Source organism: Pseudomonas sp. Kh14 (assembly GCF_900291005.1).
Lineage (GTDB): Bacteria > Pseudomonadota > Gammaproteobacteria > Pseudomonadales > Pseudomonadaceae > Aquipseudomonas > Aquipseudomonas alloputida.
In genome coordinates this window covers 137,902-152,495 of sequence record NZ_OLKJ01000010.1, presented here as the reverse complement: position 1 = coordinate 152,495, position 14,594 = coordinate 137,902, and the positions used below count along the sequence as shown (strand labels likewise).

The 14,594-nt window shown below is 63.1% G+C and carries 11 protein-coding genes; 3 read left to right on the top strand and 8 right to left on the bottom strand.

What is annotated here, in order from left to right; genetic code table 11:
• Nucleotides 1-37: 37 nt before the first annotated feature.
• The 8 genes from tldD to mreB form a co-directional block, all read right to left on the bottom strand.
• A complete protein-coding gene (gene tldD, locus FQ668_RS04255) occupies nucleotides 38-1,477 on the bottom strand; it encodes a metalloprotease TldD (protein WP_003255154.1) in 1,440 nt (479 codons plus the stop codon).
• A 2-nt stretch (nucleotides 1,478-1,479) separates the two neighbouring features.
• Nucleotides 1,480-2,331: a carbon-nitrogen hydrolase family protein gene (locus FQ668_RS04250; RefSeq protein ID WP_014589818.1), complete on the bottom strand. Its 852-nt coding sequence runs from the start codon at nucleotides 2,329-2,331 to the stop codon at nucleotides 1,480-1,482.
• An 8-nt stretch (nucleotides 2,332-2,339) separates the two neighbouring features.
• On the bottom strand, nucleotides 2,340-6,161 hold the full coding sequence (locus FQ668_RS04245; RefSeq protein WP_019436960.1) for a YhdP family protein: 3,822 nt from the start codon (nucleotides 6,159-6,161) through the stop codon (nucleotides 2,340-2,342).
• Between the two features lie 82 nt (nucleotides 6,162-6,243).
• The gene (rng, locus tag FQ668_RS04240) at nucleotides 6,244-7,701 is read right to left on the bottom strand and encodes a ribonuclease G (protein ID WP_014589816.1); all 1,458 of its coding nucleotides are present in this window, start codon (nucleotides 7,699-7,701) and stop codon (nucleotides 6,244-6,246) included.
• 53 nt (nucleotides 7,702-7,754) lie between these two features.
• The gene (locus FQ668_RS04235) at nucleotides 7,755-8,366 is read right to left on the bottom strand and encodes a nucleoside triphosphate pyrophosphatase (protein WP_014589815.1); all 612 of its coding nucleotides are present in this window, start codon (nucleotides 8,364-8,366) and stop codon (nucleotides 7,755-7,757) included.
• Nucleotides 8,367-8,398: 32 nt separating this feature from the next.
• Nucleotides 8,399-8,887: a rod shape-determining protein MreD gene (mreD, locus tag FQ668_RS04230; RefSeq protein ID WP_003255161.1), complete on the bottom strand. Its 489-nt coding sequence runs from the start codon at nucleotides 8,885-8,887 to the stop codon at nucleotides 8,399-8,401.
• On the bottom strand, nucleotides 8,887-9,948 hold the full coding sequence (mreC, locus tag FQ668_RS04225; RefSeq protein WP_080590200.1) for a rod shape-determining protein MreC: 1,062 nt from the start codon (nucleotides 9,946-9,948) through the stop codon (nucleotides 8,887-8,889). The genes mreD and mreC overlap by 1 nt, the downstream gene beginning before the upstream one ends.
• 166 nt (nucleotides 9,949-10,114) lie before the next feature.
• Nucleotides 10,115-11,152: a rod shape-determining protein MreB gene (gene mreB / locus FQ668_RS04220; RefSeq protein ID WP_003255163.1), complete on the bottom strand. Its 1,038-nt coding sequence runs from the start codon at nucleotides 11,150-11,152 to the stop codon at nucleotides 10,115-10,117.
• A 205-nt stretch (nucleotides 11,153-11,357) separates the two neighbouring features.
• On the opposite strand from mreB, the gene gatC reads away from it, so the two are divergent.
• Genes gatC through gatB form a run of 3 tightly spaced genes read left to right on the top strand, consistent with a single transcriptional unit; the run spans nucleotide 11,358 to nucleotide 14,569 of the window.
• Nucleotides 11,358-11,645, top strand: coding sequence for an Asp-tRNA(Asn)/Glu-tRNA(Gln) amidotransferase subunit GatC (gatC, locus tag FQ668_RS04215; protein ID WP_003255165.1), 288 nt, complete (start codon nucleotides 11,358-11,360; stop codon nucleotides 11,643-11,645).
• Nucleotides 11,646-11,660: 15 nt separating this feature from the next.
• The gene (gene gatA, locus FQ668_RS04210) at nucleotides 11,661-13,112 is read left to right on the top strand and encodes an Asp-tRNA(Asn)/Glu-tRNA(Gln) amidotransferase subunit GatA (protein ID WP_019436962.1); all 1,452 of its coding nucleotides are present in this window, start codon (nucleotides 11,661-11,663) and stop codon (nucleotides 13,110-13,112) included.
• An 11-nt stretch (nucleotides 13,113-13,123) separates the two neighbouring features.
• On the top strand, nucleotides 13,124-14,569 hold the full coding sequence (gene gatB, locus FQ668_RS04205) for an Asp-tRNA(Asn)/Glu-tRNA(Gln) amidotransferase subunit GatB (protein WP_010952130.1): 1,446 nt from the start codon (nucleotides 13,124-13,126) through the stop codon (nucleotides 14,567-14,569).
• Nucleotides 14,570-14,594: the final 25 nt, after the last annotated feature.

The window sequence follows — 14,594 nt, the reverse complement described above, 5'->3', positions numbered from 1 at the left end:
GCGGGCGTGCCCGCTCCTACAATGGCTCCCGAAGCCATCAAGCCCCGGTACCGCCCACGGTGATCGCATCCAGTTTCAAGGTAGGCTGCCCCACCCCGACCGGTACCGACTGCCCGTCCTTTCCGCACGTTCCTACCCCGCTGTCCAGTGCCAGGTCGTTACCGACCATCGAAACCCGGCTCATCGCCTCGGGACCATTGCCGATCAGGGTTGCACCCTTCACTGGCGCGGTAATCTTGCCGTCTTCGATCAGGTAGGCCTCGCTGGTGGAGAACACGAACTTGCCGCTGGTGATATCCACCTGCCCACCACCGAGGTTGGCGCAGTAGATACCCTTCTTCACCGACGCGATAATCTCCTGTGGGTCGCTTTCGCCGGCTCGCATGTAGGTGTTGGTCATGCGTGGCATCGGCAGGTGCGCGTAGGATTCACGGCGGCCGTTGCCGGTCACGGCCATGCCCATCAGGCGCGCGTTCAGCTTGTCCTGCATGTAACCCTTGAGCACGCCATTCTCGATCAGCGTGGTGCACTCGGTCGGGGTACCTTCGTCGTCCACGCTCAACGAGCCGCGGCGGCCTTCAAGGGTGCCATCGTCAACGATGGTGCACAGGCTCGACGCCACTTTCTCGCCAATGCGGCCACTGAACGCCGAACTGCCCTTGCGGTTGAAGTCGCCTTCCAGGCCATGGCCGACCGCTTCGTGCAACAGCACGCCCGACCAGCCCGAGCCCAGCACTACCGGCAAGGTACCGGCCGGTGCCGGGATCGCTTCCAGATTCACCAGGGCCTGGCGCAGGGCCTCGCGGGCATAGCCCATCACCCGCTCTTCGGTGAAGTAGCGGTAATCGGTACGCCCGCCACCGCCCTGCCCGCCACGCTCGCGACGGCCATTCTGCTCGACGATGACGCTGACATTGAAGCGCACCAGCGGGCGTACGTCGGCGGCCAGGCTGCCATCGGCCGCGGCAATCAGTATGCGTTCCCAGACCCCGGCCATGCTCACGCTGACTTGCTGAATGCGCGGGTCCAGGGCACGGGTGGCGGCATCGACACGCTTAAGCAGCTCGACCTTTTCGGCGCGGCTGAGCACGTCCAGCGGGTTGTCCGCGGTATACAGGGCGGCCACTTCCTGGCTGCGGAAGGCTTGCACCGTGCCGTTTTGCCCGGCACGGGAAATCGAACGGGCGGCACGGGCTGCCGAGGTCAGCGCTTCAAGGTTGATCGCGTTGCTGTAGGCGAAGCCGGTTTTTTCGCCGGACTGGGCACGCACGCCCACGCCCTGGTCGAGGTTGAAGCTGCCCTCTTTGACGATGCCGTCTTCCAGGGCCCAGGTTTCCGAGATCTGGCCCTGGAAATACAGGTCGGCGGCATCGATGCCGGGGCCAGCCAACTCACCCAGCACGCTCTGCAGGCTGTCCAGGGTCAAGCCGCCTGGGGCCAGGAGCTGCTCACTGACGGTGGATAACATCTGGCTCATAGTCACTCCGAGGTATGCGCAGGCCGCAACGCGCCCTGCGAAAAAAAGCGCCGGTGCGATACCACCGGCATGCGCGTCCGAATGGACGCTTGTTCTTCAATGTCGCGCTCGGCAAGCAGTACCGCTTCACCTTGCGCCTGTTCTGCGAGAATGCGCCCCCAAGGGTCGACGATCGCCGCATGGCCATGGGTTTCCCGTGGTCCAGGGTGGGCGCCGCCCTGTGCCGCAGCCAGCAGATAACACTGGGTTTCGATGGCCCTGGCACGCACCAGCACCTCCCAATGTGCTGCGCCGGTCACTGCAGTAAAAGCTGCCGGTGCGGTGATCAGCTCCGCGCCGGCCGCGCGCAGCGCGCTGTACAGTTCGGGAAAGCGCAGGTCATAACACACACTCAGCCCCAGCCGACCGACCGGCGTATCAGCCACCACCACCTGAGCACCCTGTGCGTAGTCATCCGACTCGCGGTAACGGCCCCGGTTGTCGGCCACGTCCACATCAAACAAGTGCAGCTTGTCATACCTTGCCGCCACCTCGCCGTGTTCATCGACCAGCAGCGAGCACGCATGGGCCTTGGCATCGGGCTGGCCGAACGGTGGCAATGGCAAAGTACCGGCAACAATCCATAACTTGAGGTCGCGGGCGGTGCGTTTCAACCACGGCAGAATGGGACCTTCCCCCAAGGCTTCGGCACGACCGATGGCAGCAGCATCCTTGCGCCCCATGGCGGCAAAGTTTTCCGGCAGCACCGCCAGCCGTGCGCCGCCCAGCGCGGCCTGCTCCAACAGGGCGCCGGCACGCTGCAGGTTGGTCTGCACGTCGTCCTGGCTGACCATCTGGATTACCGCTGCCTTCATGGGTACTCCTAGCGGGATTTCTCGAAAGGTTTCACAAATGTGATTCTAGGCTCTTTCCACGGCCCTTCGACACGGTAGTGCACGCTGGCAAAGCGTGACACGCGGTCACCGATCAGCCGATCGACCAGGAACAGCGCACCGCCCACCGCCGGCGCGCCGACGATCAACGCCGCCAGCGGCAGGTTGTTGGTCACCGGCAGGCTCACCTGCAAGTCAGCATCGACCCGGTCCCTGACCATGTCCAGCGTGCCGTCGAGTTCGAAGTTGCTCGACGGGCCGGTCACGGTAATCGGTTCGCGGGTTACGTACACGCCACTGCTGGCCACCAGCAAGCCCTTGACCCGGTCATAGGCCAGGCCCTTGTCAAACAGGTCGGAAAAGTCCAGACGCAGGCGCCGGCCAATCGAGTTGAAGTTGAGCAGGCCGAACACCCGCAGTGCCTGTGCGCTGCCTTCGACCTCGACGAACTGGCCGGTGCGCAGCGCCGCATCCATGCTGCCCGAGAAGCGCTTCAGGCCCACTGCGGCCGGCGAACCCGGCCAGCGGCCATCCACGTCCAGGCGGAAGTCGCGGCTGGTCACCGTCGGGGCAAAGCCCCAGGCGCTGAGCACATCCGCCAGGTTCTTGCCGTCAAGGCGCCCTTTGTACCAACTGCTGGTTTTGCCCGTTTCCCCCTCCCAGCCACCACCGCCATCGATGCGCAACCCCTTGAGGTCGAGGTCGATATCACTGGCTGTAACGCCACGTGGGGTCGGCCGCAGCTTGATCGCGGCACTACCGTAAAGATCGTCACCGCGATAGAGCTTGTCGATGCTCAGGTCCAGTGCCGGTACTTTGCGCGGATCGAACGAGGCCAGCGGGTCGGGACCGTCTTCAGCCTGCTGTTCAGCAGCGCTGGCGGCAGGCAGCCGCAAGGTCTGCATGCGCACGACCATCGGCGCGCCCTTGGCATCCGGAACGCGTGCGTTACCGATGACTTCCTTGCTGTCGAGGCGCAAATCCCAAGCCGGGCCGCCCCGGTCCAAGCGCACCACGGCCTGGTTCAGGTCCATGCCGAAGGCTTTCAACTGGCCGATGCTCAGGTCGACGCTTTGCAGGTTCTGCCGCGCGCTGCCACCGGGGTCGTCCCCAGCCAGCCGGCCCGCCTGCTCTTGCCAGGGGGCCAGGTCCAGGGTCTCCAGGCGCCCGCGTACCCTCAGCCCCTGGCTGGCAGGTACCCGGGCGTCGCCTGTGCCCAGCACTAGCTCGCCACGGCCCTGGGTCAAGTTTTCAGCCGGTGCAGCATAGGCAAAGCGGGCAAGGTCGGCGTAGGCAGCATCGAATTGCCGCTCCGGGCCCTGAAGGCTCATGTTGAAACGGCTGTCACGGGTATCTGCTGCCGCTTTGCCGAACGGAGCCGGCAGGTCGATGGCCAGCCCCTTGAGGCTGGAAGTGACACTCAGGCGGTTGTCCCGACTCCCCAGACTGAGCTGCAACTGATAGGGCAGGTCACCGGAGGCCGGCAAGGCTTGCTTGAACTGCAACCAGTCAGTCAGCGTCTTGAGCGAAACCTGGCCGTTGGCATTGATGCGGGTCTGCATCTGCCCAGCCTGACCTTCAGCGGTTATTTGCGCCGTTACCGGCTTGCCGAAGGCCTGCAGGCTGATGCCCTTGCCACTCAGGCCCTTGTCGAAGTCGAAGCTGAAGTCGCCCTTGAGGCGGTTCAACTCCAGGCTTGGCGGGGCAACTTTCAGGCGCGCATCGTGGGTGGCGAAGTCCACCTGCACCTTTGGGCGCTGCCCATGGGCCAGCGGGATATCGAGCTTGACCTTGCCCTTCAGCGGCCCCTCACCTTCCCAGCCGGCGAAAATTTCACCGGTGCCGATTGGCGCCTCCTTGAGAATCTTCAGGCCATCACCCAGGCTACCGTCGAAGTCGCCATCCAGGTAGAGATGGCTGTGCTGGTCACCGTCGACATGCGGGATATCGACATTCACATCGCTGACCTTGGTGTCGAGCAGCACGCCTCGCTGGGCCTTGATGCGCACGCCACTGTCCTCGATGAACACATCGCCATCGACATGCTGCACCTGTGGCCAACCGGGCTGGAAGTCCAGCGCGGCGTCATGCACCTTGAAGAACAGGCTGATGCTGCGCGCTTGCGGAGATGCGCCATGGTTCAGCGAGCCCTGATACTGGAAGTAGCCTTCATCCACAGCGCCTTTGACTATAGCGCTGCGCAGCCACTCGTCGAGGGCCGGGCTGAGCACCTCGGGCAGATACTTGGCAGTAAAGCGGCCATCGCCTTCGGTCAGGCCGACGCGCAGGTCCATGTAGTCTTCGCGGCCTTCCTCGAACAACAGGCGAATCAGGAAGTCACCGGCGATCTTGCCCTCCTCGCCCAGCACCTTGAGGTAAGGCGCAATCAGGGTGAAACCGTCTTTGTCCAAGGTCCAGGTCAAGCGCGCATTCGCCTTCTGGTAATGCCAGGGCTTGGCGAAGATCGGGTACAGATGCAGCATGAACGCATCGGTATCCAGGCGCAGCTCGCCGTGGCCCAGGTCACCACTGATGCTGCCACTGACGTTACCGGCCGCCGGGGCGTTGTGATAAGCATCGAAGCCTACCTTCTCCAGGTTGGCTGCGAACTGCAGGCGCTGGTCACCCTCGGCCTTGGGCCTGGCCTCGAGGCGCACATTGCGCAGCGCACCGGTCACCTTCAAGCCATCGACCACATCCTTGACCTTGTCCGGCAGGGGGGCCAGGGCATCGATCAGCGGAGTCAGCGGGGTGAGGTCGAGGCGGTCGGCCTGTAACTGCCAGCTTTCATCGGCTGCGCTCTGGCCAGGGCGCTGCTGCAACTGCAGGTGAGACTCCCAGCGGGCCTTGCCGAGGTCCATGGCCAACGAGTCGACGACCACATCGAAGCCTTGCTCCCGGCGCTGGAACCAGGCGCCCAAAGCGAGGTTATTCAGGTTGGCAGCCTTGCGCCCGGCATAGGCCCCCTCCAGCCTGGGTGCATTGAGCCTTACGACGGCCCGTTGCAACTGCCCCTTGCCCCAGCCGATCCAGAACTCACCGCCCGCCCGCAGGGTGTCAGCATGCCACTGCCCCAACACCCTGGGCGGCAACCAATGTGCCCAGTCACTTTGCGGCAGGCTCACATAGGCTTCTACCTCGCCATCACGCCAGGCCTCGGCCGACATTCGGCTGTTCAGGCTCAACGCCAGGGGCTGGCCGTCAGGCAGGGTCGCACGCAAATCCAGGGCCTGGCGTTTAGCACCGGCCTGCAGGCCGGCACTCACATATGTCAGGGTCAGCGGATCGCGCTGCCAAGGGTGCAGGGTGACCAGACTGTCGAACACATCGATGCGCCCCAGCTGGCGCAGGCGCTGCAGCAAGTCGGCAGGGTCCAGCGGCGCGTAGTCCTTCTTCGGCAGGCCTTCCAGGCTCCAGGCGCCCTGCTCGTTCTCGCGAAGGATCAGTTGCAGCCCGCCCAGCTGAATGCGCGCCAGGCGCACTTCGCGGGCGGTGAGGCTGGCCCAGATGTCGGGCACCACCATGACGTCGTCCAGCCGGAGCGCCTTGGTGCCTTCGCCCAATTGCAGGTCGCGCACCCGCAGCACAGGGGCCAGTCCGCTCCAGTGCCCTTCCAGGGCACCGACATGCACGGGCAGGCCAAGCGCCTGCTCGGCCTTGCTTTCTACGTCGGCACGGTACTCGGCTACCAGCGGCACCAGTTCACGACCAAGGCTGACATACAGCGCCACCAATACGGCCAGCAGGGCACATATGCCCAACCCCCAGCGGGTCAGAGCAACAAGAACGCGGTTCAGACGTCCCATGGCCATGGCCCTCCAAGTCGTTTATCCATGATGGCCCGTCGTGCCGGTTTTGCCAGCGCGACGATGCAGTGGCGTGTTTCAGAAGGCCTCAGAGCAGCACCACGTCGTATTGTTCCTGCGAATACATCGACTCGACCTGGAAGCGAATGGTTCGACCGATGAAGGCTTCCAGTTCCGCCACGTTGCCTGACTCTTCATCGAGCAGGCGGTCGACCACCTTCTGGTTGGCCAGCACACGGTAGCCTTCAGCCTGATAGGCACGGGCCTCACGCAGGATCTCGCGGAATATTTCGTAACAGATGGTCTCGGGCGTTTTCAGCTTGCCGCGGCCCTGACAGGCCAGACACGGCTCGCAAAGCACCTGTTCCAGGCTTTCCCGCGTGCGCTTGCGGGTCATCTGCACCAGGCCGAGCTCGGTGATGCCGATGATGTTGGTCTTGGCGTGATCGCGCTCCAGTTGTTTTTCCAGGGTACGCAGAACCTGGCGCTGGTGATCTTCGTCTTCCATGTCGATGAAGTCGATGATGATGATGCCGCCAATGTTGCGCAGACGCAGTTGTCGGGCGATGGCGGTAGCGGCCTCGAGGTTGGTCTTGAAGATGGTTTCTTCGAGGTTGCGATGGCCGACGAAAGCCCCGGTGTTGACGTCGATGGTGGTCATCGCTTCGGCCGGGTCGACCACCAGGTAACCGCCGGACTTCAACGGCACCTTGCGCTCCAGAGCCCGCTGAATCTCGTCTTCGACACCGTACAGGTCAAAGATTGGGCGCTCACCTGGGTAATGTTCGAGGCGGTCGGCAATTTCCGGCATCAACTCGCCGACAAACTGCGTGGTCTTCTGGAAGGTTTCCCGCGAGTCGATGCGGATCTTCTCGATCTTCGGATTGACCAGGTCGCGCAGGGTACGCAGGGCCAGGCCAAGGTCCTCGTAAATGACCGTGGGCGCGCCGCAGGTCTTGATCTGGGTGCCGATCTGCTCCCACAGGCGGCGCAGGTAACGGATGTCCTGCACGATCTCCTCGGCACGCGCGCCTTCGGCGGCGGTGCGCAAGATGAAGCCACCGGCATCCTTGATGTTTTCGCCATCCATGCAGTCGCTGACCACTTGCTTGAGGCGATCACGCTCGGCTTCGTCCTCGATTTTCAGCGAAATACCGACATGGCTGCTGCGTGGCATGTACACCAGGTAACGCGACGGAATCGATAGCTGGGTGGTCAGGCGCGCACCCTTGGTGCCGATAGGGTCCTTGGTCACCTGCACCACCAGGGCCTGGCCTTCATGTACCAGTGCGGTGATGTTCTCTACCGCCGAGCCTTCGCGCTGGGAGATTTCCGAGGCATGGATAAACGCTGCGCGTTCGAGGCCGATGTCGACGAAGGCCGCCTGCATGCCCGGCAGCACACGCACCACTTTGCCCTTGTAGATATTGCCGACGATGCCACGGCGCTGGGTGCGCTCGACATGCACTTCCTGCAGCACCCCGTTTTCCACCACCGCCACACGTGACTCCATCGGGGTGATGTTGATCAGGATCTCTTCACTCATGGCAGGCTCTCGTCAAAGTTTCTTCTAATGATGAATGGCGTATGCACTGCTGGCTACTGCGGGTTTGTTACCTCTGGCGTATGCGCGAGCGACTGCCAGCAGGCGATGCCGAACTGACCAAGCAAATCGGCCGTTTCACAGAGTGGCAAGCCGACCACCGCCGAATAGCTGCCGGAAAGGCCGCTGACGAAGACCGCGCCCAGCCCCTGGATGGCATAGCCGCCAGCCTTGTCAGATGGCTCGCCGCTGGCCCAATAGCGTTGCGCTTCATCGGTGCTGATGGCGCGAAAGCGCACTGTGCTGGTCACGCAAAAACTGTGCACTCGCTGGCCATCGTCCAGGGCGACAGCGGTCAGCACCTGATGCTCGCGGCCTGACAGGTCAGCCAGCATGGCCAAGGCATCTTCACGGTTTTCCGGTTTGCCGAGAATACGACCATCGAGCACCACGGCAGTGTCTGCGCCGAGCACTACCGCCGGGCCGTCGACACGGGCCAGGCCGGCGGCGGCCTTTGCCCGGGCCAGGCGTTCGACGTAGGCAGGGGCGCTTTCGCTGGGTAGCGGAGATTCATCGATGGGGGCACTGATGACAATGAACGGCACGCCGATCTGCGTCAGCAGTTCACGACGCCGGGGCGAGCCTGAAGCCAGGTATAGCGGGGTCATGCAGACATCTCCCTGTCAGTGGCGCGTTGCCGTCAGTTGATGTGCAAGCGTCGACGCAGGTCGCGCAAGGCAAAGCTGATCCACGGCCAGAGCAAGGCGCTGATCACCGCCGACCAGACCAGCGCCAGGGTGGGCAGGCGGTTGCCGGTCAGTGCACTGAGCCACAGCTGGATCAACTGGGCGATACCAAAGATCACCAGAATGACCAGGCTTTGCTGCCACATGGGGAACATGCGCAGACGCTGCTGCAGGGACAGCACCAAGAAGGTGATGAGGGTTAGGACCAGCGCATTCTGCCCCAGCAGCGTGCCATACAGCACGTCCTCGGCAAGGCCCAGCACGAATGCCGTGGTCATGCCGACCTTGTTCGGCACGGCAAGGGTCCAGAACGACACCAGCAAGGCCAGCCACATGGGCCGGAACACTTCCATGAACTGCGGCATGGGGGAAACGCTGAGCAGCAGGCCGATGGCGAACGTAAGCCAGATGACCCAGCCGTTATTGCGGCGTGATGCAGCCATCATTGCCTCCGGGGTTGAGCGGGTGCGGCCGGCGTGGCAGGTGCAGCAGACGGGGCTGCTGGCTGCGCGACCGGAGTGGCCGGTGCTGCCGGTGCTGCCGGCGTGACCGACGCGGCAGGCGTGCCAGCGGCGGGTGCGACCTGATCATGGGTAGCGGCCGGCTGGCCGGCAGGTGCAGCGCCCTTGCGGTCAGCCTCTTCCTGGGCAATGGCGGCATCGGTGGCGCGCTGCTCCGGGCTACGCCGGTCACTGAACACCAGCAACATATAGCGGCTGCGGTTGAGCGCGGCGGTGGGGATGGCACGGACGATGGCAAAGGGCTGGCCGGAATCGTGGATCACTTCGTTGACCGTGGCCACCGGATAGCCGGCAGGAAAGCGCTGCCCCATGCCGGAACTGACCAGCAGGTCGCCTTCCTTGATGTCGGCAGTGTCGGCCACATGGCGCAACTCCAGGCGCTCCGGGTTGCCAGTGCCGCTGGCGATGGCACGCAGACCGTTGCGGTTGACCTGCACCGGAATGCTGTGGGTGGTATCGGTCAGCAACAGCACCCGCGCGGTGTAGGGCATCAACTCTACGACCTGGCCCATCAGGCCGCGGGCATCGAGCACCGGCTGGCCCAGGAACACACCATCACGCTCACCCTTGTTGATCAGAATGCGGTGGGTAAACGGGTTGGGGTCGACACCGATCAGCTCGGCCACTTCAACCTTTTCGTTGACCAGCGCCGAAGAGTTGAGCAACTCGCGCAGCCGCACGTTCTGCTCGGTCAGGGCCGCCAGCTTCTGCAGGCGCCCCTGCAGCAGCAGGGCTTCGGTCTTGAGCTTCTCGTTTTCGGCAATCAGCTCGGTGCGGCTACCGAACTGGCCGGCCACACCTTGCCAGGCACGCTGTGGCAAATCGGTGATCCAGTACGACTCCATCAGCACCAGGCCCATCTGGCTGCGCACGGGTTTGAGCACATCGAAGCGCGCGTCGACAACCATCAACGCGACCGACATCACCACCAGAACGAGCAGGCGAACGCCCAGCGAAGGGCCCTTGGAGAAAAGCGGTTTAATGGGCCGTTCCTCGTGGACGACTCAGGAGGTCATTGGACATGGAACAACGCACCAGCCTGGTTGCAAGTTGACGGATACGGCGCCCCAAACGGGCGCCAGCCCAGCGCATACAGGTAGCACTGTACGTACTACCTGTAAACCGGGCGCTCGTGAACAGCGAGCGGGATCACTCGCTGGAGAGCAGGTCCATCGCGTGCTTGTCCATCATCTCCAGGGCGCGACCGCCGCCACGGGCGACGCAGGTCAGCGGGTCCTCGGCGACGATCACCGGCAGGCCGGTTTCCTGGGCCAGCAGTTTGTCGAGGTCACGCAGCAGCGCACCACCACCGGTCAGCACCAGGCCGCGCTCGGCGATGTCCGAGGCGAGTTCCGGCGGCGATTGCTCGAGGGCGCTCTTGACCGCCTGGACGATGGTCGCCAGCGATTCCTGCAGCGCTTCGAGCACTTCGTTGGAGTTCAGGGTGAAGGCACGCGGTACGCCTTCGGCCAGGTTACGACCACGCACGTCGACTTCACGTACTTCGCCACCTGGGTAGGCAGTACCGATTTCCTGCTTGATACGTTCGGCGGTGGATTCGCCGATCAAGCTGCCGTAGTTGCGGCGTACGTAGGTTACGATGGCTTCGTCGAAGCGGTCACCGCCAACGCGGACGGACTCGGCATAGACCACACCGTTCAGCGAGATCAGGGCGATTTCAGTGGTACCGCCACCGATATCGACGACCATCGAACCGCGGGCCTCTTCAACCGGCAGGCCGGCACCGATGGCAGCGGCCATTGGCTCTTCGATCAGGAACACTTCACGGGCACCCGCACCGAGGGCCGACTCGCGGATGGCGCGGCGCTCGACCTGGGTCGACTTGCACGGCACGCAGATCAGCACGCGCGGGCTCGGCTGCAGGAAGCTGTTCTCGTGAACCTTGTTGATAAAATATTGCAACATTTTTTCGCAGACGCTGAAGTCGGCAATGACGCCGTCCTTCATCGGACGAATGGCTGCAATGTTGCCAGGCGTACGGCCCAGCATGCGTTTGGCTTCGGTACCGACGGCGACGACGCTTTTCTGGTTGCCATGGGTACGGATGGCAACAACCGAGGGCTCATTCAGGACGATACCGCGCTCACGCACGTAAATAAGGGTGTTGGCAGTACCCAGGTCGATAGAAAGATCGCTGGAAAACATGCCACGCAGTTTCTTGAACATGGGAAAGTGACCCTGGGGAAAGCGTGGGTAAAAAAGTGCGGCAAACTCTAACAATGGCAGGGATTTTGGGCAAGGAGCCAATATGTTAAATTGGCTGTTTTTCCGAGCACGCCAGCAGAATTTCGCGGCCGTTAGACCGCCAGAAAGCTGACATGTTCCTCACCGCGGACCCAAATTCCGTTCTTTGTTTCCCTTGGAGATCCTCATGGCGCTTGAACGCTGCGACGTGGAAAAGATCGCCCATCTGGCCCGCCTGGGCCTGAATGATGGCGAACTGCCACGCATTACCGACGCCCTGAACAGCATTCTGGGCCTGGTCGACCAGATGCAAGCGGTCGATACCACTGGCATCGAGCCCCTGGCCCACCCGCTGGAGGCCAGCCAGCGCCTGCGTCCTGACCAAGTCACCGAAAGCAACCAGCGCGATGCCTACCAGGCCATCGCACCGTCGACCGAAAGCGGTCTGTACCTGGTTCCCAAAGTCATCGAGTAAGGGATAGAGCCTGCCATGCATCAATTGACCCTGGCCGAGATCGCCCGCGGACTCGCCGACAAATCGTTTTCTTCCGAAGAGCTGACCGGCACGCTGCTGGCGCGCATCAAGCAGCTCGACCCACAGATCAACAGCTTCATCAGCGTCACCGAAGACCTGGCCCTGGGCCAGGCGCGTGCCGCCGATGCCCGTCGCGCCGCTGGCGAAACCGGCGCGCTGCTGGGTGCACCGATAGCCCACAAAGACCTGTTCTGCACCAACGGCGTACGCACCAGTTGCGGCTCGAAGATGCTCGACAACTTCAAGGCGCCCTATGACGCCACCGTGGTCGCCAAGCTGGCCGAAGCCGGCATGGTTACCCTGGGCAAGACCAACATGGACGAATTCGCCATGGGTTCGGCCAACGAATCCAGCCATTACGGCGCGGTGAAGAACCCGTGGAACCTCGAGCACGTTCCGGGCGGATCGTCCGGTGGTTCGGCCGCTGCCGTGGCCGCGCGTCTGCTGCCCGCCACCACGGGCACCGACACCGGCGGCTCGATCCGCCAGCCAGCGGCACTGACCAACCTCACCGGCCTCAAGCCGACGTACGGTCGTGTGTCGCGCTGGGGCATGATCGCCTACGCCTCCAGCCTCGACCAGGGCGGCCCGCTGGCCCGCACCGCCGAGGACTGCGCGCTGCTGCTGCAAGGTATGGCCGGTTTCGACGCCAAGGACTCCACCAGTATCGAAGAACCGGTGCCGGACTACAGCGCCAGCCTGAACGCTTCGCTGCAGGGCCTGCGCATCGGCCTGCCGAAAGAGTATTTCGGTGCAGGCCTCGACCCACGCATCGCCGACCTGGTCCAGGCCAGCGTCAAAGAGCTGGAAAAGCTCGGTGCAGTGGTCAAGGAAATCAGCCTGCCGAACATGCAGCATGCCATTCCGGCCTACTACGTGATCGCTCCGGCTGAAGCCTCTTCCAACCTGTCGCGTTTCGACGGCGTACGCTTCGGCTACCGCTGTGAAGAGCCGAAAGACCTCACCGACCTGTACAAGCGCTCACGCGGCGAAGGGTTCGGCGTTGAAGTACAGCGCCGCATCATGGTCGGTACCTACGCCCTGTCGGCCGGCTACTACGACGCCTATTACGTGAAGGCGCAGCAAATCCGCCGCCTGATCAAGAACGACTTCATGGCCGCCTTCAACGATGTCGACCTGATTCTCGGCCCGACCACGCCAAACCCGGCCTGGAAGCTTGGCGCCAAGAGCAGCGACCCGGTTGCCGCCTATCTCGAAGACGTCTACACCATCACCGCCAACCTGGCGGGCCTGCCTGGCCTGTCGATGCCTGCGGGCTTCGTCGACGGCCTGCCGGTCGGCGTGCAACTGCTGGCGCCGTACTTCCAGGAAGGCCGCCTGCTCAACGTCGCGCACCGCTACCAACAGGTGACCGACTGGCATACCCGCGCCCCCAACGGCTTCTGAGGAATTCACACATGCAATGGGAAGTTGTGATCGGGCTGGAAATCCACACTCAGCTCGCCACCCAGTCGAAGATCTTCTCCGGCAGCGCTACCACCTTTGGCTCCGAGCCGAATACTCAGGCCAGCCTGGTTGACCTGGGCATGCCCGGTGTACTGCCGGTGCTGAACGAGCAAGCCGTGCGCATGGCGTGCATGTTCGGCCTGGCCATCGATGCCGAAATCGGCAAGCGCAACGTGTTCGCACGCAAGAACTACTTCTACCCCGACCTGCCCAAGGGCTACCAGATCAGCCAGATGGACCTGCCGATCGTCGGCAAGGGCCACCTGGACATCGCGCTGGAAGACGGCACCATCAAGCGCATCGGCGTAACCCGCGCGCACCTGGAAGAAGACGCCGGCAAGAGCCTGCACGAAGACTTCAGCGGTTCCACCGGCATCGACCTGAACCGTGCCGGCACTCCGCTGCTGGAAATCGTCTCCGAGCCTGACATGCGCAGTGCCAAGGAAGCCGTAGCTTACGTCAAGGCGATCCACGCGCTGGTGCGCTACCTGGGCATCTGCGACGGCAACATGGCCGAAGGTTCGCTGCGCTGCGACTGCAACGTATCGATCCGCCCGAAAGGCCAGACCGAGTTCGGCACTCGCTGCGAAATCAAGAACGTCAACTCGTTCCGTTTCATCGAGCGTGCGATCAACAGCGAAATCCAGCGCCAGATCGACCTGATCGAAGACGGTGGCAAAGTGGTGCAGGAAACCCGCCTGTACGACCCGAACAAGGACGAAACCCGCTCCATGCGCAGCAAAGAGGAAGCTAACGACTACCGTTACTTCCCCGACCCCGACCTGCTGCCGGTAGTCATCGAGGACAGCTTCCTCGAAACCATTCGCGCCGGCCTGCCGGAGCTGCCACCACAGAAGGTCGAGCGCTTCCAGACTCAGTACGGTCTGTCGGCCTACGACGCCAACGTGTTGGCTTCCAGCCGCGAACAGGCTGACTACTTCGAAGAAGTGGTGAAGATCGGTGGTGATGCCAAGCTGGCGGCCAACTGGGTCATGGTCGAACTGGGTAGCCTGCTGAACAAGCTGGGTGTCGAAATCGATCAGGCGCCGGTCAGCGCCGCGCAACTGGGCGGCATGCTGCTGCGCATTCGTGACAACACCATCAGCGGCAAGATTGCCAAAACCGTGTTCGAGGCCATGGCCGCCGGTGAAGGCGATGCCGACAGCATCATCGAGAGCAAGGGCCTGAAACAGGTTACCGACACGGGTGCGATCGACAAGATGCTCGACGAAATGCTGGCAGCCAATGCCGAGCAGGTCGAACAGTATCGCGCAGCCGATGAGGCCAAGCGCGGCAAGATGTTCGGCTTCTTCGTCGGCCAGGCCATGAAAGCCTCCAAAGGCAAGGCCAACCCGGGGCAGGTGAACCAATTGCTCAAAGCCAAGCTCGAAGGGTGATGGTTTTACCCCTGTAATGCTGCGA

Coding starts and splice junctions, on each gene's coding strand:
- mreD (WP_003255161.1), bottom strand. CDS start 8,887: ATGGCTGCATCACGCCGCAATAACGGCTGGGTCATCTGGCTTACGTTC.
- FQ668_RS04250 (WP_014589818.1), bottom strand. CDS start 2,331: ATGAAGGCAGCGGTAATCCAGATGGTCAGCCAGGACGACGTGCAGACC.
- mreB (WP_003255163.1), bottom strand. CDS start 11,152: ATGTTCAAGAAACTGCGTGGCATGTTTTCCAGCGATCTTTCTATCGAC.
- tldD (WP_003255154.1), bottom strand. CDS start 1,477: ATGAGCCAGATGTTATCCACCGTCAGTGAGCAGCTCCTGGCCCCAGGC.
- rng (WP_014589816.1), bottom strand. CDS start 7,701: ATGAGTGAAGAGATCCTGATCAACATCACCCCGATGGAGTCACGTGTG.
- FQ668_RS04235 (WP_014589815.1), bottom strand. CDS start 8,366: ATGACCCCGCTATACCTGGCTTCAGGCTCGCCCCGGCGTCGTGAACTG.
- gatC (WP_003255165.1), top strand. CDS start 11,358: ATGGCGCTTGAACGCTGCGACGTGGAAAAGATCGCCCATCTGGCCCGC.
- gatA (WP_019436962.1), top strand. CDS start 11,661: ATGCATCAATTGACCCTGGCCGAGATCGCCCGCGGACTCGCCGACAAA.
- gatB (WP_010952130.1), top strand. CDS start 13,124: ATGCAATGGGAAGTTGTGATCGGGCTGGAAATCCACACTCAGCTCGCC.
- FQ668_RS04245 (WP_019436960.1), bottom strand. CDS start 6,161: ATGGCCATGGGACGTCTGAACCGCGTTCTTGTTGCTCTGACCCGCTGG.